Below are 25810 nucleotides of genomic sequence, written 5' to 3' on the forward strand. Positions count from 1 at the left end.
TTTTATTTAAGAATGAAAGAACGCCAGCGTCTTCTCCAGCGATTTAGCCTGCTCGTCCAGCGAGAGCGCCGCCGCTGAGATCTGCTGAACCAGTGAAGCGTTCTGCTGGGTGGTGCTGTCCATCTGGTTAACGGCGGTACTGACCTGGCTAATCCCCCGATTCTGCTCGTCCAGCGCCTGAACAATGTCGTTGATGACCAGATGCACGTGCGACACCGCCTCAATCACCTGTTTCATCATTACGCCGGTCTCATTGACCAGCTCAACGCCTTTGCTGACGCGGCCTGAGGACTCGGCAATCAGTTGAGAGATTTCTTTGGCCGCGTTAGCGCTTCGCTGGGCAAGATTGCGCACTTCACCTGCGACAACTGCGAAACCGCGTCCCTGTTCGCCTGCGCGCGCCGCTTCAACGGCCGCATTCAGCGCCAGAATATTGGTCTGGAAGGCGATGCCGTCGACGATGCTGTTAATCTCACCGATCTTACGTGCGCTCTCGTCAATCTCCCCGATCACCATTACCACGTCGTTTACCAGCGTTTCGCCATGCCCGGCGAGGCTCGCGGCGCGATCGGTCAGCGTGGTGGCCTTGTGGGCGTTGTCGGCGTTATTCTTCACCGTGACCGAAATCTCTTCCATGCTGGCAGCTGTTTCAACAATCGCCGCCGCCTGTTCTTCGGTACGCGAGGCGAGGTCAAGGTTGCCCGCCGAAATTTCGCTGGTCCCGCCGTGCACCGAATGGCTGGCTTCGCTGATGTTGCCGACGATGCGCTTGAGCTGCGTCTGCATGGTGTGCAGGGCATAAAAAATGCTGTGGGTATCCCCGGAACGCACCGGGATAGTGTTGTTCAGATCTCCCCGGGCGACGGCAAGGGCAATACCGGCGGCCTCGGAAGGTTCTCCCCCCACCGGACGGTCAACCTTGCGGGTAAAGATCTGGGCCATCACCAGGCTGACCGCAACGATGCTTAACACCATCAGGACGATGGCTTTCAGTAAAAATGCGCGCGCTTCGGCCATCACTTCGCTGACCGGGGTGATAATAGCCAGTTTCCACGGCGTCTGGCTGTTGCCGACGGCGATGTCCTGCCAGGTGATAAACACCTCTTCCTTCAGCAGCGGATCGTTTACCCGGGTGACGTCATGACCGGCAATCTGACCCGCGTAAGGCTTGCCTGCAGCCCGTTTGTCCGGGCTGGACACCACGTTATTGCCCGCAGACAGGAGGAGGGCGTAGCCTGTGCCGTTCCACGGTTTAATTGCGCCGATCGTGGACTGCAGCGTGGCGAGCGAGAAGTCAGAGGTGACCGAGCCCAGAAACTGACCGTCACGCATGATGGGGGCGGCAATCGAGGTGAGCATCACGTCCACGCCGTTGTAGGGGTAAATATAGGGTTCGATGATCACATCTTTATGCCGCTGTTTCGGCAGCAGATAATAATCACCGCTGCCGGGCGTTTCGATGTCCGTCAGCAGGTGCAACGCCGGTTTGCCGGTGGCATCGCGGTCGACGTAGCGGGCGTAGCGGCCGGCAGGATCTTCACCGATCTGACCGGCAAAGGCGGTATCTTTATCGTCAAACGCGTTGGGCTCAAAGGCCATCGACATGGAGAGAAACGACGGGTGAGCCGAGAGGTAGTGGATGAGCAACTGGTTAAGGCTCTGGCGATCGGATACGCCCGCCTCGCGCAGCGCCAGGGCACTGTTGCCCATATCCCGGGCGGCAGTCAGGGCGGAATCCAGCTGTTTGCTGACCTGTAAAGCCTGTACCTCGGCTATCTGGCGGATATGTTTTTTGGCCAGCACCTCTTGCTGCGCCATCCACTGCCACATCATAAACCCGATCGTTGCCGTAAAGCCCACCGTCACGGTGAGGAAAATGGACAATAGCATCAACGTCTTGACTCTTATTTTTTGTTTTCGGACCATGGCGTCTTTCATTCTCATCTCCCGTAATGTCGTGCATGTCGGGCAGGCACACAGTACTTATCGGATATTTCGTTCTCTTTCTGTAGAGCGCCGGATATATTTAATTTAAATTCCAGAATATTAAATCCCGTTAATTAGTGTGGATGCTTTTATTTTGTGCATTCAATCAAAATAGCGCTCGATAATGCTCGTTATCATCGTGTAGAAAGAGGATGCTAATAAATATTAAGTGGTAGAGGAGGATGGGATATGTACGGATTTATCGCGCGACAACCCATTTTTAACCCAGAGATGAATACCGTGGCCTATGAGCTGCTTTTCAGAGACGGGATGACAAATCGTTTTCCGGATGTGTCGGCGGAATATGCCACGTCCAGGATGATATCCGATCAGTTTTTATGTGTGCCGTCCCAGCGCATCGCCGGGGCACATACGTCGTTTATTAATTTCCCTTCAAGGATGGTCATTGACCGCAGTGGCGAAGCGCTTGATAAAGAGAGCGTGGTGATTGAGATCCTTGAAGATGCTGTGCCGGGGGCCGAACTGCTGCAGGCTGTCAGGGAGATGAATGCGCATGGCTACCAGTTTGCGCTTGATGATTTCACCCTTGCGCCAGAATGGGATGCTTTTTTACCCTATATTTCGATCCTGAAATTCGACGTCAGAAATTATACTTTAGCGCAAATTAAAGCGTATCTGAAAGCACGTAAACATCTGACCGGTCATATTAAATATCTCGCTGAAAAAGTTGAGACTAAAGAGGAATTCAACCAATACAGGGACGAGGGGTTCTCGCTGTTTCAGGGCTATTTTTTCTGCCGTCCGGAGGTCATTAAATATAAACGGCTGTCGCAAAATCAGCTGGCGATTTTCCGGCTGCAAATGGAGGTCGGACGCAATAAACCTGATTTTCGAATCATCGAGTCGTTGATAAAAACGGATCTGACGCTCTCTTATAAAATCATGCGCTATATGAAGCATACGGCGTTTAAACATGTCGGCGCCTGTAATTTCAGCAAGTTAACCCTGAGCGAGGTGCTCAGGTATCTTGGCGAAAATCAGCTCCGACGGTTTGTTGCCGTCGTGGTCCTCGCCAGTGCGGGTAATGACACCGTCAGCGAGCTTTACCCGCTAAGCATGATGCGCGGCAAGTTCTGCGAACTGATTGCAGAGACGATGAAAGACCCGATTCTGGCTGAAAATGCATTCATGTGCGGCCTGTTTTCTTTGCTCGATACCCTCCTTGAGCTGCCGATGGCCGAGTTGATGAAGCAAATTGCGGTACCGCAGAGCGTGAGCAACGCGCTGTGCCATCAGGAGGGGCAGTTAGCCGACATGATTAACCTCTGTCGCTACTATGAACAGCAGCGCTGGGACGAGGCGACACAGGTTCGTCAGACGCTGGGTCTGTCTGATGAGGAGGTGGTGGAGGCGATGCGAAAGGCGACGATCTGGGCAGGAGAGAATGCGGTCAGTTAATTCCCCCTCACGCCGTACAGGCGGCGTGAGGAGGGGCGCGATACCGGTTAGCGGCCCGCTTTTAACTTCTGGTAATACTCTTCGTAGAGGCGGCTGGCGTCGCCGACATCGTTCTGCCATTCACCTTTGCTGATGGTTTCGGCGTCCGGGTAGAGCGACTTATCGTTAGCCACGTCAGGCTTCAGCAGCTTGCGTGCGGCCAGGTTGGGCGTCGGGTAGCCAATCGTCTCGGCAACCTGTTTCGCCACGTCAGGGCGCAGCAGGAAGTCAATCAGCTTATGCGCCCCGTCCACGTTTTTCGCGTTGGCCGGGATTGAAAGACTGTCCATCCAGAAAATCCCACCCTCTTTTGGCCAGACAACCTCAAGCGACGTACCGGCCTGGCGGGCGACATACGCGGAGCCGTTCCACACCATCCCCAGGTTCACTTCACCTTCCATATACGGGTTTGCCGGGTTATCGGAGTTGAATGCCGCCACGTTAGGCATCAGCTTTTTCAGCTCGGTATACGCCGCTTCAATCTCTTTTGGATCCGTCGTATTGCCCGAGTAGCCCAGCTTGCGCAGCGCGATCTGGAACACTTCACGCGCGTCGTCGGTCAATAACAGGCTGCCTTTGTACTCCGGTTTCCACAGGTCGGCCCAGCTTGTCACCGATTTCGGATCGACGGCCTCGCTGTTAACGCCAATCGCGGTTGCCCCCCAGATATACGGAATGGAGTAGTCGTTATTCGGGTCAAACGGCTTGTTGAGCATCTCCGGATCGAGGTTTGAAAAATGGGTTAGCTTCGTTTTATCGATCTTCTGGATCATGCCCTCTTTGCGCATCTTGTCGACAAAGTAGGTGGAAGGAACCACCAGATCGTATGCGCCGTCTTTGTAGGTTTTGAGCTTGGCATACATGGTTTCATTCGACTCGTAGGTCGAGTAGATCACCTTGATGCCCGTCTCTTTGGTGAACTGTTCCAGCAGTCCCGGCGGCACATACTCGGTCCAGTTGTAGAAGTAGAGCGTTTTGCCGTCATCAGCGTGCGCGGCACCCATGCCAAGCACCAGCGCCGCAGCGGCGAGCATTTTTTTCATTTCATTGTCCCCTGAGATTTTGTTTTATCACGAGCAATAACCTGGCTGGCGATCACCAGAACCAGCGAAAACACCAGCAGAATGGTCGCCAGCGCGTTCACCTCAGGTGAAACGCCGACTTTCACCATCGAATAGATTTTCAACGGCAGAATTTCATAGCTCGGCCCGGTCACGAAGGAGGAGACCACCACGTCATCCATCGACAGGGTAAAGCTCAGCAGCCATCCGGCCGCCACGGCGGGCATCGCCAGCGGCAGGATGATTTTGCGCAGGATGGTCATTTCGCTGGCACCCAGATCTTTCGCCGCCTCCAGCATGCGCACGTCGAACCCTTTCAGGCGCGCAAAGACGGTCACCACCACAAACGGCAGGCAGAAGGTGATATGGGAAAACAGCAGCGACCAGAAGCCAAGCTGAACGCCCAGCAGCATAAACAGCACCAGCAGCGAAATCGCCATCACGATGTCCGGCGACATCATCACCACAAACAGCATGCCGCTGACGAACGGCTTACCGCGAAAGCGATAGCGATAGAGCGCCACGGCGGTCAGGGAGCCAATCAGCGTGGCGAAGGTGGCGGAGAAAATCGCCATCGTCAGCGAGTGCTGAGCGGCCTGCAGCAGGCTGTCATTGTTCATCAGCAGGCTGTACCAGTCGGTGGTAAAGCCCTGCCAGTTAATCCCAAAGCGCGAGCTGTTAAACGAGTTCACGATCAAAATAATGATCGGGATATACAGGTAAGCGTAAATGGCGGTCATAAAACCGCCGCGAAGCAGTCGACCGATCATTCGAGTTCCACCTTCTTGTTCAGCAGCCGTGATGCGCGCCAGTAGACCAGCAGCATCAGACCCATCACCACCGTCAGCGTAATGCTGGTGGCGGACCCGAACGGCCAGTCGCGGATGTTGAGGAACTGGCTCTTGATCACATTCCCAATCAGCAGGTTTTTCGCCCCGCCCATCAGGTCAGAAACGTAGAACAAGCCCATCGCCGGGAGCATCACCAGCAGACAGCCCGCGATAATGCCGGGCATGGTCAGCGGGATGATAATGCGGATAAAGGTCTGGAACCTGTTGGCACCCAGATCTTTTGCCGCTTCCAGCAGCGGTTTATCCAGCTTCTCAATGCTGGAGTAGAGCGGCATCACCATAAACGGCAGCAGGATATAGACCAGACCGATAATCACCGCGCTCGGGGTGAACATGATGCGGATCGGCGTATCGATCACTCCCAGCCACAGCAGAAATTCATTGAGGTAGCCTTTGGTGCTGAGGAAGATTTTCAGCCCGTAAATGCGAATCAGCGAGTTGGTCCAGAACGGCACAATCAGTAAAAACAGCAGCAGGGGCCGCACCTTTTGCGGCAGGCCCGCGAGGAACCACGCGAAGGGATATCCCAGCACCAGACAGGCAATCGTGGCAATCAGCGCCATATTCAGTGAGTGCAGCAGCACGTCAAAATAGAGCGGATCGAGCAGGCGCGTGTAGTTGTCCAGCGTAAAGACCAGCGAAACGAAATGGGTATCGTCGCGGGTCAGGAAGCTGGTGGCGATAATCATCAGGTTGGGGAGAAAGACAAACAACACAAGCCAACCGACGATCGTGGCAATCACCACATTCTGGAACTTACTTGTGTTCTTCATCAGCCAGTACAACCTCCCAGCTTTCTACCCAGTTGATAACCATTTTCTGGTCGAGAGAGTGGTCGAAGTCAGGGTCGTCCTCGTTAAAGAACTCGCTGACCATCACCATTTTGCCGTTCTCCAGCTCGACGACAGACTCCAGCGTTATCCCTTTGTAGTTGCGCTCGCGGATATAGCCGATTAACCCTTCGGCCTCGGCATTGCCGTGGATTTCATCGACGCGCAGATCTTCCGGGCGCAGCAGAACGTTGAGCTTTTGTCCCTTTTCGACGGGGAAATTCACCGTGATGGCGCACTCCCGTCCTTCGACGCGGGCCCGGACGCGCTGGTCGTCCAGACGTTCGATCACCGTGGCGTCGAAAATATTGATTTCACCAATGAAGCTGGCGACAAACAGGTTCTTCGGCTCTTCGTAGATTTCACGTGGCGTGCCGTCCTGCTCGATTTTACCGTCACGCATCACCACGATGCGGTCGGACATGGTCAGGGCCTCTTCCTGGTCATGGGTGACGAAGACAAAGGTAATGCCGAGCTTGCGCTGCAGAGCCTTGAGTTCGTTCTGCATCTGCTTGCGCAGTTTGTAATCCAGCGCGGAGAGGGATTCATCCAGCAGGAGCAGACGCGGCTTGTTGACCACGGCGCGGGCGATGGCCACACGCTGCTGCTGGCCGCCGGAAAGCTGATGCGGTTTTCGCTGGGCGAACGTCTCAAGCTGCACCATGCGCAGGGCTTCGGTGACGCGCGGTTCGATTTCATTCGCCGGGGTTTTTTGCATCCGCAGGCCAAACGCCACGTTTTCAAACACGGTCATGTGCGGGAAGAGGGCATAGCTCTGAAAGACAGTGTTGACGTGGCGGTCTTCGGCGGGAACCTGGGTGATGTCCTGGTTTTCAAGATGGATATGGCCGTTATCGACGCTTTCCAGCCCGGCGATAAGGCGCAGTACGGTTGTTTTGCCGCAGCCGGAGGGGCCAAGCAGCGTCAGAAACTCACCGTCATTGATGGTGAGAGTGAGGTCGGAAATGACGTCCTTGCCATCAAAACTTTTACAAATTCGTTCCAGTTTCACCAGCGGTGAACGGGTTTGTGTATTCAATTTTTGCGCTGTCCCATATAGACGCCTCAGGCAGCAGACTGAAGCGGGGTTTGTGTGTAACCACCTTGGTGACTCGTAATGAGGGCGGACATTCTACGGCAATCCCCTGCAATCGCCAATCCTTGTCACTGATTCATAAGCTACATTTACTAACGCATAACGATATAAACGGAAAATATTCTCGTTTGCGGGATAAAAGTGACCTGACGCAATATTTGCGTTTTGATGCTTATTGATAATGTTGTCACAAAAAGTGAGGGTGACTGCATGGATAAATTACTTGAGCGTTTTTTACAGTACGTTTCGCTGGATACCCAATCTAAACCGGGTGTTCGCCAGGTGCCGAGCACCGAAGGCCAGTGGAAGTTATTAAACCTGCTTAAAGAGCAGCTTGACGCCATGGGGCTGGTCAACGTCACGTTAAGCGAGAAAGGCACTGTGATGGGAACGCTGCCGGCGAATGTCCCGGGTGACATTCCGGCGATTGGCTTTATCTCCCATGTCGACACCTCTCCGGATTTTAGCGGTAAACATGTGAACCCGCAGATTGTTGAAAACTACCGCGGCGGCGACATTGCGCTGGGCATAGGCGACGAAGTGCTCTCGCCCGTCATGTTCCCGGTGCTGCACCAGCTGCTGGGCCAGACGCTGATCACCACCGACGGAAAAACGCTGCTGGGGGCGGATGATAAAGCGGGGATCGCGGAAATCATGACGGCGCTGGCGGTGCTGAAGGGCAAAGATATCCCGCACGGCGATATCCGCGTGGCCTTTACGCCGGATGAAGAGGTCGGCAAGGGGGCGAAGCACTTCGACGTGGACGCCTTTAACGCGCAGTGGGCCTACACCGTTGACGGTGGCGGCGTCGGTGAGCTGGAGTATGAAAACTTCAATGCTGCCTCAGTGACGATCAAAATTGTTGGCAACAACGTTCACCCCGGTTCGGCGAAAGGCGTCATGGTGAACGCACTGTCGCTTGCGTCGCGAATTCATGCGGAAGTCCCGGCGGAAGAGAGCCCCGAACAGACCGAAGGGTATGAAGGGTTCTATCACCTGACCAGCATCAAAGGCACCGTGGACAGCGCGCAGATGCACTACATCATCCGCGATTTCGACCGTAAAGCCTTTGAGGCGCGCAAGCGTAAGATGATGGAGATCGCCAAGAAGGTGGGCAAGGGCCTGCATCCTGACTGCTATATCGAGCTCATCATCGAAGACAGCTATTACAATATGCGCGAGAAGGTGATGGCGCATCCGCATATTCTCGATATCGCCCAGCAGGCGATGCGCGACTGCGATATTGAACCGCAGCTGAAGCCGATTCGCGGCGGCACCGATGGTTCTCAGCTGTCATTCATGGGGCTACCGTGCCCGAATCTGTTTACCGGTGGCTATAACTACCATGGCAAACATGAGTTTGTGACGCTTGAAGGAATGGAAAAGGCGGTGCAGGTGATTGTGCGGATTGCGGAGTTGACCGCGAAGCGGTAGCCGCTTTAAGCCGGGTGGCGGCTACGTCTTACCCGGCCTACGTTAAAATTGTAGGCCCGGTAAGCGCAGCGCCACCGGGCATTAAGGCGAGTCAGTCCTCAAAGAACCAGTACCCGCTGTTGACCAGTGCGGCCAGCATCGCGAGGAAGGACGGGTCTTCCAGCGCATCGCCAAAGGTATCGGCAGTCAGCACCAGATGGCTGGCAATCGCTTCCAGCGCCGGACGGTGTGGAGAGTCCAGCTTCTCGCCGTTGACGAACACGTCCTCACCAATACGCAGCACGCGTAGTCCGCCCAAGCGCGTCAGCTTGTCGCCCTGCTGAAGCGCATCATAAATCTCGTCAGCTTGATAAGGCGGCTCCGGTGGTGCAACGTCCAGCTCGTGGCGGGACTGGCTGATAAACTCGCCAAACCACTGTTTGAAGTGCTCCGGCTCGTTAATCAGATCCAGCATCATGCCGCGCAGCTTATCCAGCTCTGCGGGCAGGATATCGGCCGGATGCTCGCGTGCAGGCACATCAGGGTCGCTGTAACGATAGCTGCCCAGCTCGCGCTGCAGAACATAGTCGGCAAATCCGCTGATCATCTCGCGCCCGCTTGGCGCGCGGAACCCGACGGAGTAGTTGAGGGAATTCTCCAGGGAGTAACCTTCGTGAGGGAATCCCGGTGGAATGTAGAGAATGTCACCCGGCTCCAGCTCTTCGTCGATAATCCCGTCAAACGGGTCAACCTGAAGCAGGTCCGGATGCGGGCAGTGCTGCTTCATGGGGACTTTTTCGCCCACGCGCCAGCGGCGGCGGCCCGTACCCTGAATAATAAACACGTCGTACTGGTCCAGATGCGGACCGACGCCACCGCCAGGAACGGAGAAGGAGATCATCAGATCGTCCATGCGCCAGTCGGGCAGGGCGCGGAACGGACGCATTAAGGCGGCCGTTGGCTCGTGCCAGTGGTTAACCGCCTGCACCAGCAGCGACCAGTTGTTTTCACCGAGGTGATCGTAGCTTTCGAAAGGACCGTGGCTAACCTGCCATTTCCCGTCCTGGTGGCTGACCAGACGGCTGTCGACTTCGTTTTCCATGGCCAGACCGGCCAGCTCGTCAGGCGAGATGGGGTCGACAAAATTGCTGAACCCGCGCTTCAGAACGACCGGGCGTTTTTGCCAGTAACGTTCAATAAACTCGGGCCAGTTAAGCGTTAAGTGATAATCCATATTTTTTTATTCCGCAGGCTCTTACTGACTCGGATTATAACGGAAGCTCAGCCCCCCGGCTGCGAGATCCTCGCATTTTTCACATAACGGGTTAACTATCGTTCGATGTGGGCTGCTGGCGACCAAAAATGACCTCCATTCGCGCGCCGCCCAGCAAACTTTCACTGGTTTCGATTTTCCCGTCGTACTGATCGACAATCTCACGCGCGACGGCTAATCCAACGCCCTGGCCAGGACGTAGCGTATCGGCGCGTTGACCGCGATCGAACACCACATCACGTTTATTGCGCGGGATCCCCGGACCATCATCCTCAACGATGATATGCAGTTCGTTATCCGTCTGCCGCGCCGACACTTCCACGAACTCCAGACAGTATTTGCAGGCGTTATCCAGCAGGTTACCCATCACTTCCATGAAGTCATTTTTTTCACCCACAAAGCTTATCTCTGGCGAGATATCAAGGCTGATGTTCACCCCTTTACGCTGATACACCTTGTTGAGGGCAGACGTGAGGTTATCCAGAAGCGGGGCGACCGGATGCAGCTCGCGGCTCAGCAGCGCGCTGCCGGAACGCATGCTGGCGCGGTGGAGGTAATAGCCAATTTGCTGGGAAATACGGCTGATCTGCTCCAGCATCACCGGCTCGGCATCGTCAACGCTCAGCTTCGAACTGCGCATGGAACGCAGGGTGCTTTGCATGACCGCGAGCGGGGTTTTCAGGCTGTGGGTCAGGTCGGTAAGCGTCGTACGGTATTTATCATAGCGTTCGCGTTCACTTTTCAGCAGGCGGTTGAGGTTTCGCACCAGGCTGGTGAGCTCGCGGGTGGTTTCCGGATTAAGCTTTTCGCGATGATGCTCTTCCAGCTCGCGAACCTCTTTCGCCAGTGATTCTATGGGGCGCAAGCTCCACCACGCCGCTACCCACAGCAGCGGGATCACCAGCAGCAGATTTGCCGCCAGAACGTAGATGAACCAGCTCCAGACCATATAAGAACGCTTCAGCTCGACCGGAATGGTGTCGATCACCACGATGGTCAACTGCGGCATGTTTAGCGTCGCCGGATAGAGGTTAATTGCGACGGAGTGCGTCATCTCCGTTTCGGCATCGTCGGCGCGGATCTCGTTCAGCTTTTGCTGCAGGGAGCGATCTTCACGGATCAGCGAGCTGGTGGTGTTGAGATCGGCTTCAATTTCATGAAACCCGTTGGTTTTAAGCCAGTCCGGACGAATGCTTTTGACCAGCCACGGAATGTCCCGCTGCGCCCACAGTAGCTTCCCCTTTTCGTCATAAATCAGGGCCAGCGTGGGGCTCTGCTGATTGAGGTTTTCCGGCATTTCGACGGTGATTTTATTGTCTTCCCACTTCGCCAGGGTATAAAACAGATTGCTTTCGCCACGCAGCAGGCGAAAGGTGGTTTTATCAAAGCTGACGCTGTAGCCCACCAGGGCGACCATGCCGTAGGAGAGCGACAGCACCAGCACGACGGCTGCCGTTGCCAGTAAAAAGCGCACCCGCAGCGAGAGGGGCAAAATATGGCGCAAGATCCGTCTCATTTAGCGTAATTCGAACAGGTAGCCCTGACCACGGACGGTGGTAATCACATCCTGTGGATATTGCGCCTGAATTTTCTTACGTAAACGTCCCATCAGCACGTCAATGGTATGGCTCTCACGCAGTTCAGCATCAGGATAGAGCTGGAGCATCAAGGAGTCTTTGCTCACGACCTTGCCGTTGTTGCGGATCAGCGTCTCCATGATGGTGTATTCGAAGGCGGTGAGCTTGATCACTTCATCATTGATGGATAATTCCCGGCGGGAGAGGTCGACCTGGAAAGGCGGGATGGAGATAACCTGAGATGCCAGCCCGCTGTTGCGACGAAGCAGCGCCTGCATGCGGGCCGCCACCTCTTCTATATGGAACGGCTTGGTGACGTAATCATCTGCACCCGCGCTGAGCACTTCGACCTTATCCTGCCAGCCTTCACGGGCGGTCAGCACCAGAACCGGCAGAGAAACATCGTGGCTGCGCCAGCGACGAATCAACGACAGACCGTCTTCATCAGGCAACCCTAAATCGACAATGGCGATATCCGGCAGGTGTTCATTGAGATAATAATCGGCTTCTTTTGCATCTTCAGCATCGTCCACCTGATGTCCCATCTCCTGAAGCTGAACCTTCAGGTGATGACGTAGCAATGCGTTATCCTCAACAACCAGTACGCGCATCATCTTTTCTCCCAGAATAAATAGTACGAATAGTTTAACGCTGATTATGTTGCTGTGGGGATAAACATTGAGTAAACCGGGGAAAAGCAACCCCCTTTCCGGGCGGAAAGGGGGAGAGGAGATTACTTCAGCTCGTCAACCATGGTGATGGCGCGGCCAATGTAGTTCGCCGGAGTCATGGCCTTCAGGCGGGTTTTCTCTTCTTCCGGCAGCGCCAGGCCGTCGATAAACTGCTTCATACCTTCGGCGTCAACGCGTTTGCCGCGGGTCAGCTCTTTCAGTTTTTCGTACGGCTTTTCGATGCCATAACGACGCATCACGGTCTGAATCGGCTCCGCCAGCACTTCCCAGTTGTGATCCAGTTCGTCCAGCAGACGATCGCGGTTCACTTCCAGCTTGCTCACGCCTTTCAGGGTGGACTGGTACGCAATCAGCGCGTAGCCGATGCCCACGCCCAGGTTACGCAGCACGGTGGAGTCGGTCAGGTCGCGCTGCCAGCGGGATACCGGCAGTTTGCTTGCCATATGCTGCAGCACGGCATTCGCCAGACCCAGGTTGCCTTCGGAGTTTTCGAAGTCGATCGGGTTCACTTTGTGCGGCATGGTGGAAGAGCCAATTTCACCCGCGATGGTTTTCTGTTTGAAGTGGTTCAGGGCGATGTAGCCCCACACGTCACGATCGAAGTCGATCAGGATGGTGTTGAAGCGCGCGATGCAGTCAAACAGTTCGGCGATATAGTCGTGCGGCTCAATCTGGGTGGTGTACGGGTTCCACTGAATGCCCAGAGAGGTCACGAACTCTTCGCTGAACTGGTGCCAGTCCACTTCCGGATACGCGGCGATGTGGGCGTTATAGTTACCGACCGCGCCGTTGATTTTGCCCAGAATTTCAACCTGTTCCAGCTGACGATACTGGCGCTCCATACGGTACGCGACGTTCGCCATCTCTTTACCCATCGTGGATGGGGTGGCTGGCTGGCCGTGGGTACGGGAGAGCAGCGGAATGTCGCGGTATTCCACGGACAGCGCTTTCACCGCATCGATGATTTTACGCCAGTAAGGCAGCACCACCTCTTTGCGCGCGGTAGAGAGCATCAGGGCGTGCGACAGGTTGTTGATGTCTTCAGACGTACAGGCGAAGTGGATGAACTCAGACACGGCGTGCAGCGCAGGAACGCTTTCCACTTTCTCCTTCAGGAAGTACTCGACCGCCTTCACGTCGTGGTTGGTGGTGCGCTCAATAGTTTTAATGCGCGCGGCATCTTCTTCATTGAAGTCGGCAACGATTTTATCAAGGTAATCGTTTGCCTTTTCATCAAAAGCAGGAACTTCCTTGATTGCTGCCTGGGCGGCCAGCTTTTGCAGCCAGCGTACTTCAACCTGAACACGGAACTTCAGCAAACCATATTCGCTGAAGATCCCGCGCAGCGCGCTGACTTTATCGCCGTAGCGTCCATCGACAGGGGATACGGCGGTCAGTGAGGATAATTCCATAATTCGCAACTCCGGGAGGTTAACAATGAGCAAGAATTTGTTTTGCCTGAGTGGTCAGGCGATTACGAGAAAACATTAGCTGCAGGCGGCCACCGCCAACCTGGTGCCACAGCACGGCGGCGCGGATCCCAGCCAACAGGGACGCGCGCACTTTTGCCTGTACCTGCGGACTTTGCAGCACGGCAGGGGAGCCGGTGACCTGTATACGCGGTCCCAGCGGGCTGATGACGTCAACATAAATGCCGGCCATGGCGCTCAGCAGCGTGTCGGACTGCAGGTCAAAATGATCGAGCTGACGCTGTAGCCCGGCAATGCGATCGCCCAGGGTATTAAGCGCGCCTTTTGCTGCGCTCAGCTTACGCTCCAGCACCATCAGGCTCAACGTGTAGCGGGTCAGCTCTGCGTTTAACCCCTGACGGCTGCTGGCGTTAAGCACGCCAAGCAGGGTTTCAAGACCGAGACGAAGATTGGTTTCACTGCCACCGAACACGCCCAGGGTTGAACCGGGGTTGAGGTCGATAACGCTGTTGAGTGAAACGTGCAGGGCGTCAGCGTCGCAATGACCCTGATGTGCCAGCTGTTGCACCAGACGGGCTGACTGGCAAATTCCCGCCAGCGCCAGGGTGATGTCATAGTAGTTCTTCGCCACACGGTCTCCTTTATGTGTGCAATCGCTGTTAAACAGCGGGCAGCGGCAGGCGCTGTTCAATGATCCCGCCGCCCAGGCAGATTTCTCCGCTGTAGAAGACAGCAGACTGGCCCGGGGTGACGGCGGCGACCGGCTCGTCGAAGCGCACGTCAATGCGATCGTCATCGAGCGCGGTAACGGTGCAAGGAATATCGGTCTGACGGTAGCGTGTTTTCACCGTGCAGCGCAGCGTGCCTTTCAGCGGCTCACGATCGACCCAGTGAAGCTGTTGCGCAATCAGGCCAACGGACATCAGACGCGGATGGTCGTGACCCTGAGCAACAACCAGAATATTGTTTTCGACATCTTTGTCGACCACGTACCACGGATCTTCGCTACCTTCTTTCGTCCCGCCGATACCCAGGCCTTTACGCTGGCCTAAGGTGTGGTACATCAGCCCCTGATGCTGGCCAATCTCTTCCCCGTCGACGGTGACAATTTTACCCGGCTGTGCGGGCAGGTAACGTCCGAGGAAATCGCGGAATTTGCGCTCGCCGATGAAGCAGATACCGGTAGAGTCTTTTTTCTTCGCGGTAATCAGGTCCAGCTCTTCGGCGATTTTACGCACCTGCGGCTTTTCCAGCTCGCCGACAGGGAACAGGCTCTGGGCGATTTGCTCGTGGCTCAGCGTATAGAGGAAGTAGCTTTGATCTTTGTTGCCGTCCAGACCGCGCAGCAGCTGGCTTTTGCCATTCACGTCTGCGCGACGCACGTAGTGACCGGTCGCAATGTAGTCTGCGCCCAGATCTTCCGCGGCGAATTCCAGGAAGGCTTTAAATTTGATCTCTTTATTGCACAGAATATCCGGGTTCGGCGTGCGGCCCGCTTTGTACTCTTCGAGGAACAGTTCAAACACGTTGTCCCAGTATTCTGCGGCAAAGTTAACGGTGTGCAGTTCAATGCCGAGCTTATCGCATACGGCCTGCGCATCGGCGAGATCCGCAGCGGCAGTGCAGTATTCCTCGCCATCATCTTCCTCCCAGTTCTTCATGAACAGGCCCTCCACCTTATAGCCCTGTTGCTGTAACAGGTAGGCGGAAACGGAGGAATCGACACCGCCGGACATGCCGACGATCACTTTTTTCTGGCTATTATCTGACATGGAATACTCACGACATTGAACTTCAAGGCGGCGTATTCTATCACGCCCCCCCACCATTGGCACCCTCTGTAAACGGCCAGTTAAAAGCGCCGATGACATCCAGCGGCAGGCGTGCGCCTGACTGCCAGCAGCGAATGCTTTCCGCAACCAGCGGCGAGCGCAGGTTTCGCGCGTTCAGGATCTCGTCGGCGGTGACCCACAGACAGCGGTCGATATCGTCATCCTGCGGCTCAGTGGCGCACGTTTCGCTAAGCTCAACGGCAAATAAAAAACGCAGGAAGGGGGTGCTATCGGGTGCAATCCACTGGTGCATACGGATGAAGTGCTGGGGTTCAGCGTGAATGCCGGTCTCTTCCCATAGCTCGCGTTTTGCGGCCTGAAGAAGGGTCTCATTGGCTTCAAGGTGCCCGGCTGGCTGGTTCCACAGCGCTTTGCCGTTAATGCTCTCTTCGACAACCAGGAATTTACCCCGGGCGTGGACCACGCAGGCAACCGTGACATGAGGTTTAAACATAGTGACTCCTTAACAGGTAACGTCTCGCCATTCACCGTTTGCCAGCGTTTCCAGGGTGTAGTTACCCATAGCGTAGCGAATCAGACGCAGGGTAGGGAAGCCGACGTGCGCGGTCATCCGTCGAACCTGACGGTTGCGGCCTTCATAAAGGGTGATTTTGAGCCAGCTGGTCGGAATGGATTTGCGTTCGCGGATCGGCGGATTGCGCGGCCACAGCCACTCCGGTTCATTCACGCGTTCAATACCTGCCGGCAGGGTGGGACCGTCGTTCAGCGTGACGCCTTTGCGCAATTTATCAAGCGTTTCTTCGTCCGGCTCGCCTTCGACCTGGACGAAGTAAATTTTGCCGGTGCGTTTTCCCGGCTGCGTGAGCTTCGCCTGCAGCGCGCCGTCGTTGGTCAAGACCAGCAGGCCTTCGCTGTCCCGGTCCAGACGCCCGGCCGCGTAGACCCCCTGAACAGGGATGTAGTCCTTTAGCGTGCTGCGTCCGGCTTCGTCGGTGAACTGCGGCAAAACATCGTAGGGTTTATTGAACAGAATCACCCGCTTTGGCTGGGTTTCTTGCGGTCGTCTGGCGGCTTGTCGCGAGCTGAATCGCTCAACCCGGTGTTTTGTAAAAGAAGTTTTCTTCATGGTATTTTCAGGCGTTATCAATTGCCGCATTATAGCCTAATAACGAAGACCTTTCATGGCGTCGGACAATCAGGTACTATCGAAGGGCTCATTACAATTTATTAACATAAGATCAGTAACAACCAGAAGCGCTCGAAGGAGAGGTTAATGGAAAGCAAAGTAGTTGTTCCGGCGGAAGGTAAAAAGATCACCCTGCAAAACGGCAAGATTAACGTTCCTCACAATCCGATTATTCCGTTCATTGAAGGTGACGGTATCGGTGTAGACGTTACCCCGGCAATGCTGAAAGTGGTTGATGCCGCTGTTGAGAAAGCCTACAAAGGCGAGCGTAAAATTTCCTGGATGGAAATTTACACCGGTGAGAAATCGACGCAAGTTTATGGCCAGGACGTCTGGCTGCCAGCAGAAACGCTGGACCTGATCCGCGACTACCGCGTTGCTATTAAAGGCCCCCTGACCACCCCAGTTGGCGGCGGTATCCGTTCTCTGAACGTGGCTCTGCGTCAGGAGCTGGACCTGTACGTCTGTCTGCGTCCGGTTCGTTACTATCAGGGCACCCCAAGCCCGGTGAAGCACCCTGAACTGACCGACATGGTTATCTTCCGCGAAAACTCAGAAGACATCTACGCGGGTATCGAATGGAAAGCGGACTCTGCTGACGCAGAAAAAGTGATTAAATTCCTGCGCGAAGAGATGGGCGTGAAGAAAATTCGCTTCCCTGAGCATTGCGGTATCGGCATTAAGCCGTGCTCCGAAGAAGGGACCAAACGTCTGGTGCGCGCGGCCATCGAATATGCGATCACCAACGACCGTGACTCTGTGACCCTGGTTCACAAAGGCAACATCATGAAGTTCACCGAAGGCGCGTTCAAAGACTGGGGCTACCAGTTGGCGAAAGAAGAGTTCGGCGGTGAGCTGATCGACGGCGGCCCATGGCAGAAGATCAAGAACCCGAACACCGGCAAAGAGATCATCATTAAAGATGTGATCGCCGATGCGTTCCTGCAGCAGATCCTGCTGCGTCCTGCAGAATACGACGTGATTGCCTGTATGAACCTGAACGGTGACTACATCTCTGACGCCCTGGCTGCACAGGTTGGCGGTATCGGTATCGCCCCTGGCGCGAACATCGGTGACGAGTGCGCCCTGTTCGAAGCAACCCACGGTACGGCACCAAAATACGCAGGTCAGGACAAAGTGAACCCAGGCTCTATCATCCTGTCCGCAGAGATGATGCTGCGTCATATGGAATGGTTCGAAGCCGCAGATCTGATCGTTAAAGGTATGGAAGGCGCAATCAACGCGAAAACCGTAACCTATGACTTCGAACGTCTGATGGAAGGCGCTAAGCTGCTGAAATGTTCAGAGTTTGGCGACGCGATTATCGCGAACATGTAATCCAGATTCTGGGTTAAACAAGAGCGGGGGCCTGAGGGTTCCCGTTTTTTTTGCCTCTGCCTGCGGGAGACAACTCGATGTTAGCCACTGTCCTTATCGCTGTCGTTGCACTCATCCATCTCTACATTCTTGTGCTGGAAATGTTCCTGTGGAATACCAAAACAGGGCACAAGGCTTTTAATCTGCGTCCTGATTTTGCGCGCGACACCCGCGTGCTGGCCGCGAATCAGGGGCTCTACAACGGTTTTCTGGCTGCCGGTCTGCTCTGGAGCCTCTGGCTCGGCGAAAAGGGGATTCAGGTAGCCATCTTCTTCCTGACCTGTGTACTGATCGCCGGACTTTTTGGCGCAGCCACCGCCAGCCGTAAAATTTTGTATGTGCAGGCCATGCCCGCGCTTGCAGCGCTGCTTGCGTTACTCCTCTGAAGCAATGCTTTGGTTGAGATAACGCCTCCGATATACTCGTGACGTTACCTTTATTGACCTGAGACGAGACTGTTATGCACAACGACATCCCACTGAAATATTATGACATTGCCGACGAGTACGCGACGGAAGCCGCAGAGCAAGTCGCGGAGTCAGAGCGCGACGCGCTGGCACACTATTTCCAGCTGCTGCTCACCCGCTTAGCGAATAATGAGGAGATCAGCGAGGAAGCCCAGCAGGAGATGGCCACTGAAGCCGGGATCCGTGCGGGTCGCATTGATGATGTTGCGAACTTCCTCAATCAGTGGGGAAATGAATAGCCTGCCTTAGAAACCGTTATGCTGATGCTTTGCGATACAGCTCAGCATCACGCTATCGGACCACATGCATTTTTTCCGCAGAATAGGCGAAGCGGGTTTATCAATAAACAGCGCGAAAATAACGATCAGAAAGAACAGTACCACTGGAAAAAGTAAGGATAATTTCACGTTTTTAACCAAAATAAGAGTGTGCTTCAGGGTAATCTACCGTCTGAATATGACGACTATATGTTTTGGCGGAAAAAATGGAAACGCCTGCGTGTAAAAAAACGTGCATGGCAGGCTTCTGATTACGGGGCGACGCCGGTGAGTCGCTTCGCCAGTTCGCTCCGGGTGAGTGCTTTTGAAAAATACCATCCCTGGATCAAGGCATCGGGATATCTGTCCGCAATGAAGCGATACTGAATTTCATTTTCCACGCCCTCGAAAACAAGGGTTTTATTTAACTTCGCAAGGGCATCGCTGAAGATAACAAAGATGTTTTGCTTATAATGCTCGCTGACGCCATCCACCAGCGACTTATCAATTTTAATTTCATCATATTCAAGCTGCGACAGCCGGGCCAGATTTGAATTTTGCACGCCAAAATCATCGATTGAAATTTTAACGCCAAGCGACTTCAGTTCCTGACAGAACTCCTCGAGGATACCCGCCGCGGAAACTGCTTTCTCAGAAAGCTCGACCTTCATCAGGGAAAGGGGGAGGCGATTGGCTAAGCACTCGCGACGCAAAATGTTAATAAACTGTCCATCTTCAATTTCTTTTCGCCCAACGTTGATTGAAACGATCAGCTGATGCTTAATCGCCAGCGGGGCAATTTCTGAAAGGGACTTCGCGATAATATTGCTGTAATATTTTTTATACAGACCGATTTTCTTAATTAATGGGATGAACAGCTCCGGCGAGACGTCTCCGTGCTTTTGATCGCGCCATCGCGACAGAACTTCGACACCCACGATTTTTTGATCGCGAATACGAATAATGGGCTGATAATTAACGCTGAAGGTATTCGTTATTACGGCTTTGATCAGCGTGCGTTCCAGCGAATAACGGTCTTCATAGAGACGGAAGATAAATAACGTTATCGCGACCCAGATAAAAAAGAGTATGACCGCGAGAAACGTAAAGATAAACGGGGGGAGCGAGGCCAGTCCCGCATCGTGGTGTTTTACAATCACGCATAGATCCCACGAGGCGCTGCACTGTGTAATGGTCAGGGTGAACAATGTCGCATGCAGCCAGCTCCGCGGCTTCAACTCAGGAGCGGCTGAAAAAAAGATCCGGCCAAAGTCCTTCGTGGTGGCGCTCAGAGAATAGCTTGCGGTTACCGGGGTAAATTTATCGTAAGCATAGCGGGAGGTGAAGATAATAATATTATTATAAATAGCCGCATTGCCGGTGAAAAAGTCTTTTCTGGAAAACTGCGCCAGCAGAAAACCTCTCGGCGTTTTATGCAGTTCCGCAGGAAGTGGAACGGGCGTCGCGAGTTTACCCCAAAAAGCGGTACAGACAATTTTTCCCTTTTCGATAAAACCGATATCGCTGAAATAGAGGTTATTAAGCTTTATTTGCCTGTAGCTATCAAGGCTGGCTTTATCACATCCCTGCGTCGTTATGCTTTTGAGGCCCAGCGCCACGCTTTGGGACAGATCTTCTGAATAATGTAAAAGGGTTTGGGATATTTCAAGCTGTTTGGTTTTTTGCTGGCCGATGATAACCACGTTGACCGCATAAAGAGACAGGATGACCAGAAGCGTTGAAACGATCGCAACGGCAATGCGCTTTTTCATTTTCCAGTTATCCTGTCCGCTCCCTGATTTCACAAAGCTTAACACAGCCAGGGCAAGGTACAAGCCTGATAGTCACGTCGGGTGAGCAAATTTGAACGGGTGAACTCATACGAAAGCATCAGTTTTTTAAGATAATTCTCAGCTAAGCTATTTTCATTGTGATAAGCAACGCCGGTTAAACCACGGGTTCTTCTTTCCGATCCTCCATGCTTGTTTATTCTATTAAGGAAAACATCGTGCGTAACGTGATGATCCCTGTTCTCAGTGCCTTGTTTCTTTTTCTGATCGGCATACTGATTATTAACTGGCAGTTATGGCAGATGGCGAAAATGAATAACGTTCATACCGCCACGGTAAGCACCCAGAAAATAGAAAACATTCTGTCGGAAGCCGTCAGTGCGGCCAGCACGGCGAAGCGCGTTGCGGAGCAGGGGTGTACCAGCAGCGGGCAGCTGGCGCTGGGGACAGAAGCCGCGCTAAAACCGCATCTGCGCGCCATCATGATCCAGCAGCAGGGGCAAATCATCTGTACATCCCTTCCCGGGAATGGCGTTTTGATTGTGCATCCGGAGACGTTACCTGAACAAAAATTAATGCTGCTACCCGGTAATCGACTGGTGAATGGCATCCCGGTGCTTGTCTTCCAGATGCCCATTGCGGGAGGGCGCGTCATCGTCAGCGTCAGTGATGCGCATTTGCAGGACGTCATCGCAAACGCATCAAACAGCGTTAACCTGGGGTTGGTTGTCGGCGACAGGATGTTTACGCGCAACGGTGAGGTGACCGGCTGGAAAGCGGCCTCGTGGGCGGGGTCACTGACGACCTCTTCGCACTTCCCCTTCAGTCTGGCCTGGCAACCGCCTGCCTTTTTTAGCCTGACGCGGCTACTGCAACAGGGATGGAGCCTGATTCTGCTGATTCTCGCGCTATCCGTGGCGGTGGGCATTTTGATCCGCCGCTACAAGGGGAAAAGTACCACCTTTGAAGACGATTTGCGTAAGGCCATTTTGCAGGGAGAGATCGTGCCTTATTACCAGCCGATCGTGAACGGCGATACCGGCGGGTTATACGGTGTTGAAGTCCTGGCAAGATGGAAGCATCCTAAGTCAGGCTTTATCCCGCCGGACGTTTTTATCCCGATAGCTGAACGTAGCGGGTTGATTATTCCGCTGACCAAAGGCTTGATGGCGAAAGTGGTCACACAGCTTAAGCCGCTCCTGCCTAAGCTGCCGGACGGGTTCCATATCGGGGTGAACATCAGCGCCAGACACATCAATGCCCCTTCTTTCATCGGTGACTGCCGAATCTTCGGCAAGGGGTTTCAGGGTAAAGCCGTGAAGCTGGTTCTTGAGGTGACCGAACGTGAACCGTTGATCGATAATCCTCATCTGGTGGAAAACCTCAACGCGCTGCATAACGCCGGTTTTGTCATAGCACTGGATGATTTTGGTACAGGCTATTCCGGGCTGTCATGTCTCAATGCGCTTGCCATAGATTATATTAAAATTGATAAAAGCTTTGTTAACCGGGTATCAGAGGAGAAGGACTCAACGATCCTGCTGGACTGCGTTATTGACCTGGCGAAAAAACTTTCGTTGCGGATCGTGGCCGAAGGCGTAGAAACGAAAGAGCAGCTGGAGTATCTCAACCGTAATGAGATTACCCTGCTGCAGGGTTATTATTTTGGTAAACCCGTCTCCTATATCGATTTTATTAAAGTCATTTTATCTAAGCCCAGGGAGACCGTGATGGTGTAAAACGCGGGCGTTGCTGAGCGTCAGGAATAGCGCTGGTTACCAGGCGGTGAAAAACAAAATAAAGACGATCTTCTGTTGTATGCTTAAGTGCAATTCATTTTCCTCTTATCCTGAGCTTTGTTACAGTGACAAGAGTTGTCAGCCAGGGATATCAGGCGTGATAAGGTGGAAAAGCTCGTGCATGTGAAAAATACTTTTTACACAACAACCATTACCGTCATCATTGTCTCATTGATCATCTCGCTGGCGCTTGCTGTCCAAATTGCCACGTCCAGACAGCAGTCAATCCAGCAAATTAATACCAGCGTCGCTAACCTGAGCCATACCCTTGATGTGTATACCGAAGGGATCATGCGCCAGAGTGAAATGTTAATTACTACCGTTTCCGACATAATCGAAATTTATGGCATGACCCCGCAGCAGGCGACTAATATTCAGCACATGATCAATAATCAGGATAACCTTCTTACCCAGATTAATAATGTGGTTGTTTACAATGCTCAGGGCGATATCTTTACCGCGCTGCATGAAACTTTTACGGGGCCACGCAAAGGCTCGGACAGAGAGTTTTTTATCTATCACAAAGAAAATAAAAATCAGGCGATTTTTATTGGGGAGCCGGTGGTAAGCAGAACCAATGGCAAATGGGTTATCACCATCAGCCGTCGCCTTGAAACCCAGACCGGGGCATTTAACGGTGTGGTGGTGGTGACGCTGGGTATCGAAAATTTTCTGGCGCTCTACGGGCAGATTAATATCGGTCACTCGGGCGTCATCGGCTTAACGACGCAATCAGGCGTGCTGCTGGTCCGGTATCCCTTTAAAAATACCTATATCGGCACGATTGTTTCTGATTCACCGCTCTTCAGGAAATATCTCAAGGTACAAAATACGGGGATAGCCAGCTCCATCTCACGGTTTGATAAAATCGAGCGCATTTATGCCTATGAGAAAAACAGACGCTACGGACTGGTCACTACCGTGGCGGTTAGCATTGATGAAGCTCTTGCCCCCTGGCGCAAGCAGGCGATTCAGCTGGCGGTACTCATTTTCGTGTTCACGGCGATACTCATCGTCGCGTCATACTTCCTCTATTCCGACCTGTCCCGTAAAACACGGGATAACAAAGCGCTGAAGATTATTGCCTCAGAAGATGCGTTGACCGGGCTGTACAATCGCCGCGTCTTTGATGAAAAAATCCTCTCGGACATCGCTCTGTGTGCCGCGCATGACGCACCGATTTCGATACTGATCGTGGACGTGGACTACTTCAAAAAATACAACGATAACTACGGCCATCCGGAAGGGGATCGGTGTCTGGCTATGCTTGGAAACAGCCTCAGGGAGAGCCTTACCCGTGATAATCAGCTTGTGGCGCGATACGGCGGAGAGGAGTTTGCGCTGATATTGCCGGATACGGATATTCAGGAGGCGCTTCGTCTGGCCCAGACGATTATTCGCAATGTGTTCTCGCTGCAAATCGCCCATGCCTTTAGCCCCTTCGGCCGGGTGACGGTAAGCGTCGGAATTTCTACCGCCCGTGCCGTCGACATCGCGGGCAGCCAGCAAAATATCATTATTGCCGCAGACCAGGCCCTCTATCAGGCGAAACGCGCGGGACGTAACCGGTACGCGTTTGTTGGGGTATGAGCTAAAAAAAAGCCCACTCAGGAGTGGGCAAGAAATACTGGAAGCAATGTGAGCAATGTCGTACTGAATACCTGAGTGTTTCTCTCAACTATTCAGTGTTGAGAAAGATAATCTTTCTCAACAAAAGTTGCAACCCCACAGTTTATGTGGCCCGTTCTTTTTGTTGATGAAAAATGACGCACTCTCTCACTGTGATGCTTATCACAAATTTCCTTTCTGGAATCCTGTGCTATTCTTTTTTGTGTCGTTGATTTAATGACAAAAACCATACAGAGAGGAAAGTTATGGGAATTTTATCCTGGATTATCTTTGGGCTTATTGCGGGTATTCTGGCGAAGTGGATCATGCCGGGCAAAGATGGCGGTGGGTTTATCGTCACCGTAATACTGGGTATTGTCGGCGCGGTAGTCGGCGGCTGGATCAGTACGCTGTTCGGTTTTGGCAAGGTCGATGGCTTTAACTTCGGCAGTTTCGCCGTCGCGGTGATCGGTGCGCTGGTTGTTCTGTTTATCTACAGAAAGATCAAAAGCTAAGTTCTGAAAGCGTTGAAAAAGGCTGCCGGATGGCGGCCTTTTTACGTATTGGGTTTACCACCAGCCAAGCTGCGTGCCAGTAAACGCTGCAATGGCAACGATCAGCATAATGACGGTTGTCTTCCGCATTTATGCCCCCGGCGCCGCGTAGCCGCCAACAAAAAACCATGCTAAAAAAACCACCGCCGTTATAAAAATAACGACCGGGAAGAGGATCCCTATTCTCATACCATCACCTGTTTCGGTTTCTGTAACGCCGTAGAGTGTACGGGGTTAATCCATAGTGAGAAAGCGTGTTTTGCTTTTTCCTTTCTTATCCTGATACATCGCTACATCCGCAGCGCGTAACGCGCTGTCAGGATCGGTTGCGGCAGGGTCCACTTCGATCACGCCGAAGCTGGCGCCCGGATAAATAATATGAACGCTGCCGAGCCAGTATTCGCCGGCGATGCAGGCGCTGAGGCGCGTTTTGAGCAGCGTAAGCTGCGCGTTATCCCCGTCCAGGTGGGGCTGGCTCAGCGACGCGACCAGAAATTCATCCCCGCCCAGACGACCGATAATATCGTCCTGCTGTTTCTCTTCGGTCAAACGCTTGCCCACTTCTATCAGGAACTGGTCGCCAGCCTCGTGGCCGTAACGATCGTTAATCAGCTTGAAATCATCCAGATCGATAAACGCGATGATGGCGTTACGCTTCAGGTGCCGGGCCAGAGAAAAGAGGGTGGTCAGATCTTCAAAAATGGCGCGACGGTTAGGTAAACCGGTAAGGGCATCTGTATAGGAGTGCGCGATGAGGGCCGCATTGGCTTCGCGAAGCTGGGTCACCAGCGACTCTTTCTGAATGGACTGGGCAATCAGCCCGGCGAAGAGCTTCAGCACCTGTTCAGCGCGCTCGCTCAGCGGCTTTCTGGCCGTGCTGGTGGCGCAGAGCGTTCCGTAAAGTGAACCATCGGCAAGATGGACAGGAATACTCATGTAGGTGGTAATGCCAAGTGCTTTTGCGGCTTCACACTCGGGCCAACGTTCAGGCACGTCATTACTGAACATCGTGTCACTATCCAGCGCGCGTTTGCACAGCGTCTCATCCCATGGGACGCTCAGCCCCTCCGGGATCGTCATCTGTTTGCTGTTGCGGGCGTAGAGGATGTGCTGTAGCCGCGCCTCGATATCCACCTTCGTCAGGTAGGTCGACTCCATGTCGGTGACAATTTCCAGCATCTCCAGCAGCTGGCGAACGAGGCTTTCAAGGGATTGCTCGGTGGCAAGGGTTTCTGAAACGCGAGCGAGGATAAGGTCCGACATGACGTAGAATGACTCCCAGGCAGAAGACGTCTGCATCTGCATGTTATGC

General features: G+C 53.7%; 24 protein-coding genes. 8 read left to right on the top strand and 16 right to left on the bottom strand.

All coding sequences use genetic code 11. From position 1 onward, the window contains the following. Window positions 1-6 precede the first annotated feature (6 nt). On the bottom strand, window positions 7-1938 hold the full coding sequence (locus ACMGGU_RS06790) for a methyl-accepting chemotaxis protein (RefSeq protein ID WP_417928992.1): 1932 nt from the start codon (window positions 1936-1938) through the stop codon (window positions 7-9). A 237-nt stretch (window positions 1939-2175) separates the two neighbouring features. Between ACMGGU_RS06790 and ACMGGU_RS06795 the strand changes: the two genes are divergently transcribed. Beyond that, window positions 2176-3405, top strand: a complete 1230-nt coding sequence (locus ACMGGU_RS06795; RefSeq protein WP_196352582.1) for an HDOD domain-containing protein — start codon at window positions 2176-2178, stop codon at window positions 3403-3405. Between the two features lie 47 nt (window positions 3406-3452). Here the strand turns inward: ACMGGU_RS06795 and potD are convergent, their stop codons facing one another. From potD to potA, 4 genes are read right to left on the bottom strand one after another with little or no spacing between them, the layout of a single operon-like run. Further along, entirely contained in the window at window positions 3453-4487 is a 1035-nt protein-coding gene (gene potD, locus ACMGGU_RS06800) for a spermidine/putrescine ABC transporter substrate-binding protein PotD (RefSeq protein WP_420300342.1), read from the bottom strand. Next, on the bottom strand, window positions 4484-5275 hold the full coding sequence (gene potC, locus ACMGGU_RS06805) for a spermidine/putrescine ABC transporter permease PotC (protein WP_008500765.1): 792 nt from the start codon (window positions 5273-5275) through the stop codon (window positions 4484-4486). Before potC ends, potD begins: the two co-directional genes overlap by 4 nt. Then, window positions 5272-6129, bottom strand: coding sequence for a spermidine/putrescine ABC transporter permease PotB (potB, locus tag ACMGGU_RS06810; protein WP_069719437.1), 858 nt, complete (start codon window positions 6127-6129; stop codon window positions 5272-5274). Before potB ends, potC begins: the two co-directional genes overlap by 4 nt. Then, window positions 6113-7255 carry a spermidine/putrescine ABC transporter ATP-binding protein PotA gene (gene potA / locus ACMGGU_RS06815; protein WP_420300959.1) on the bottom strand — a complete coding sequence of 381 codons (1143 nt, stop codon included), beginning with the start codon at window positions 7253-7255 and terminating at the stop codon, window positions 6113-6115. Before potA ends, potB begins: the two co-directional genes overlap by 17 nt. A 237-nt stretch (window positions 7256-7492) precedes the next feature. On the opposite strand from potA, the gene pepT reads away from it, so the two are divergent. Next, window positions 7493-8716 carry a peptidase T gene (gene pepT, locus ACMGGU_RS06820; RefSeq protein WP_044596805.1) on the top strand — a complete coding sequence of 408 codons (1224 nt, stop codon included), beginning with the start codon at window positions 7493-7495 and terminating at the stop codon, window positions 8714-8716. A 91-nt stretch (window positions 8717-8807) separates the two neighbouring features. Here the strand turns inward: pepT and ACMGGU_RS06825 are convergent, their stop codons facing one another. From ACMGGU_RS06825 to rluE, 8 genes are all read right to left on the bottom strand, one after another. Continuing rightward, entirely contained in the window at window positions 8808-9929 is a 1122-nt protein-coding gene (locus ACMGGU_RS06825) for a cupin domain-containing protein (protein ID WP_021241031.1), read from the bottom strand. A 91-nt stretch (window positions 9930-10020) separates the two neighbouring features. Further along, the gene (gene phoQ / locus ACMGGU_RS06830; RefSeq protein ID WP_045417076.1) at window positions 10021-11484 is read right to left on the bottom strand and encodes a two-component system sensor histidine kinase PhoQ; all 1464 of its coding nucleotides are present in this window, start codon (window positions 11482-11484) and stop codon (window positions 10021-10023) included. Beyond that, window positions 11485-12156: a two-component system response regulator PhoP gene (gene phoP / locus ACMGGU_RS06835; RefSeq protein ID WP_024908594.1), complete on the bottom strand. Its 672-nt coding sequence runs from the start codon at window positions 12154-12156 to the stop codon at window positions 11485-11487. A gap of 122 nt (window positions 12157-12278) precedes the next feature. Next, the gene (gene purB, locus ACMGGU_RS06840) at window positions 12279-13649 is read right to left on the bottom strand and encodes an adenylosuccinate lyase (RefSeq protein ID WP_045910223.1); all 1371 of its coding nucleotides are present in this window, start codon (window positions 13647-13649) and stop codon (window positions 12279-12281) included. A 19-nt stretch (window positions 13650-13668) separates the two neighbouring features. Then, window positions 13669-14298, bottom strand: a complete 630-nt coding sequence (hflD, locus tag ACMGGU_RS06845; RefSeq protein WP_008500756.1) for a high frequency lysogenization protein HflD — start codon at window positions 14296-14298, stop codon at window positions 13669-13671. A 28-nt stretch (window positions 14299-14326) separates the two neighbouring features. Then, window positions 14327-15439 carry a tRNA 2-thiouridine(34) synthase MnmA gene (mnmA, locus tag ACMGGU_RS06850; protein ID WP_021241033.1) on the bottom strand — a complete coding sequence of 371 codons (1113 nt, stop codon included), beginning with the start codon at window positions 15437-15439 and terminating at the stop codon, window positions 14327-14329. 40 nt (window positions 15440-15479) lie between these two features. Then, on the bottom strand, window positions 15480-15953 hold the full coding sequence (locus ACMGGU_RS06855) for an NUDIX hydrolase (RefSeq protein WP_032674552.1): 474 nt from the start codon (window positions 15951-15953) through the stop codon (window positions 15480-15482). 9 nt (window positions 15954-15962) lie between these two features. Further along, window positions 15963-16616, bottom strand: a complete 654-nt coding sequence (gene rluE, locus ACMGGU_RS06860; RefSeq protein WP_126534334.1) for a 23S rRNA pseudouridine(2457) synthase RluE — start codon at window positions 16614-16616, stop codon at window positions 15963-15965. A 117-nt stretch (window positions 16617-16733) separates the two neighbouring features. Between rluE and icd the strand changes: the two genes are divergently transcribed. From icd to ACMGGU_RS06875, 3 genes are all read left to right on the top strand, one after another. Beyond that, window positions 16734-17984, top strand: a complete 1251-nt coding sequence (gene icd, locus ACMGGU_RS06865) for an NADP-dependent isocitrate dehydrogenase (RefSeq protein ID WP_008500752.1) — start codon at window positions 16734-16736, stop codon at window positions 17982-17984. Between the two features lie 77 nt (window positions 17985-18061). Then, on the top strand, window positions 18062-18409 hold the full coding sequence (locus tag ACMGGU_RS06870) for a DUF1304 domain-containing protein (protein WP_048222579.1): 348 nt from the start codon (window positions 18062-18064) through the stop codon (window positions 18407-18409). A gap of 74 nt (window positions 18410-18483) precedes the next feature. Further along, the gene (locus tag ACMGGU_RS06875) at window positions 18484-18729 is read left to right on the top strand and encodes a DUF2543 family protein (RefSeq protein ID WP_025911748.1); all 246 of its coding nucleotides are present in this window, start codon (window positions 18484-18486) and stop codon (window positions 18727-18729) included. Between the two features lie 290 nt (window positions 18730-19019). Here the strand turns inward: ACMGGU_RS06875 and ACMGGU_RS06880 are convergent, their stop codons facing one another. Continuing rightward, entirely contained in the window at window positions 19020-20519 is a 1500-nt protein-coding gene (locus ACMGGU_RS06880; RefSeq protein WP_196346147.1) for a cyclic diguanylate phosphodiesterase, read from the bottom strand. 236 nt (window positions 20520-20755) lie between these two features. On the opposite strand from ACMGGU_RS06880, the gene ACMGGU_RS06885 reads away from it, so the two are divergent. The 3 genes from ACMGGU_RS06885 to ACMGGU_RS06895 all read left to right on the top strand — a co-directional run bounded on the left by ACMGGU_RS06885 (window position 20756) and on the right by ACMGGU_RS06895 (window position 24459). Next, complete coding sequence (locus ACMGGU_RS06885) at window positions 20756-22276, top strand: cyclic diguanylate phosphodiesterase (protein WP_126534337.1); 1521 nt, start codon at window positions 20756-20758, stop codon at window positions 22274-22276. A gap of 165 nt (window positions 22277-22441) precedes the next feature. After that, window positions 22442-23926, top strand: coding sequence for a sensor domain-containing diguanylate cyclase (locus ACMGGU_RS06890; RefSeq protein WP_409337795.1), 1485 nt, complete (start codon window positions 22442-22444; stop codon window positions 23924-23926). Between the two features lie 284 nt (window positions 23927-24210). Beyond that, window positions 24211-24459 (top strand): GlsB/YeaQ/YmgE family stress response membrane protein, encoded by a 249-nt coding sequence (locus ACMGGU_RS06895; protein WP_008500746.1) that lies wholly within the window; start codon window positions 24211-24213, stop codon window positions 24457-24459. A gap of 129 nt (window positions 24460-24588) precedes the next feature. On the opposite strand, the gene ACMGGU_RS06900 is transcribed toward ACMGGU_RS06895, so the two are convergent. Together ACMGGU_RS06900 and ACMGGU_RS06905 are read right to left on the bottom strand one after the other, a co-directional pair. Beyond that, entirely contained in the window at window positions 24589-24687 is a 99-nt protein-coding gene (locus ACMGGU_RS06900; RefSeq protein WP_014883431.1) for a YoaK family small membrane protein, read from the bottom strand. Window positions 24688-24732: 45 nt separating this feature from the next. Next, complete coding sequence (locus tag ACMGGU_RS06905; RefSeq protein WP_111967085.1) at window positions 24733-25761, bottom strand: sensor domain-containing diguanylate cyclase; 1029 nt, start codon at window positions 25759-25761, stop codon at window positions 24733-24735. Window positions 25762-25810: the final 49 nt, after the last annotated feature.

This window comes from Enterobacter sp. BNK-8 (assembly GCF_048685095.1).
Classification (GTDB): Bacteria; Pseudomonadota; Gammaproteobacteria; order Enterobacterales; family Enterobacteriaceae; genus Enterobacter; species Enterobacter quasiroggenkampii.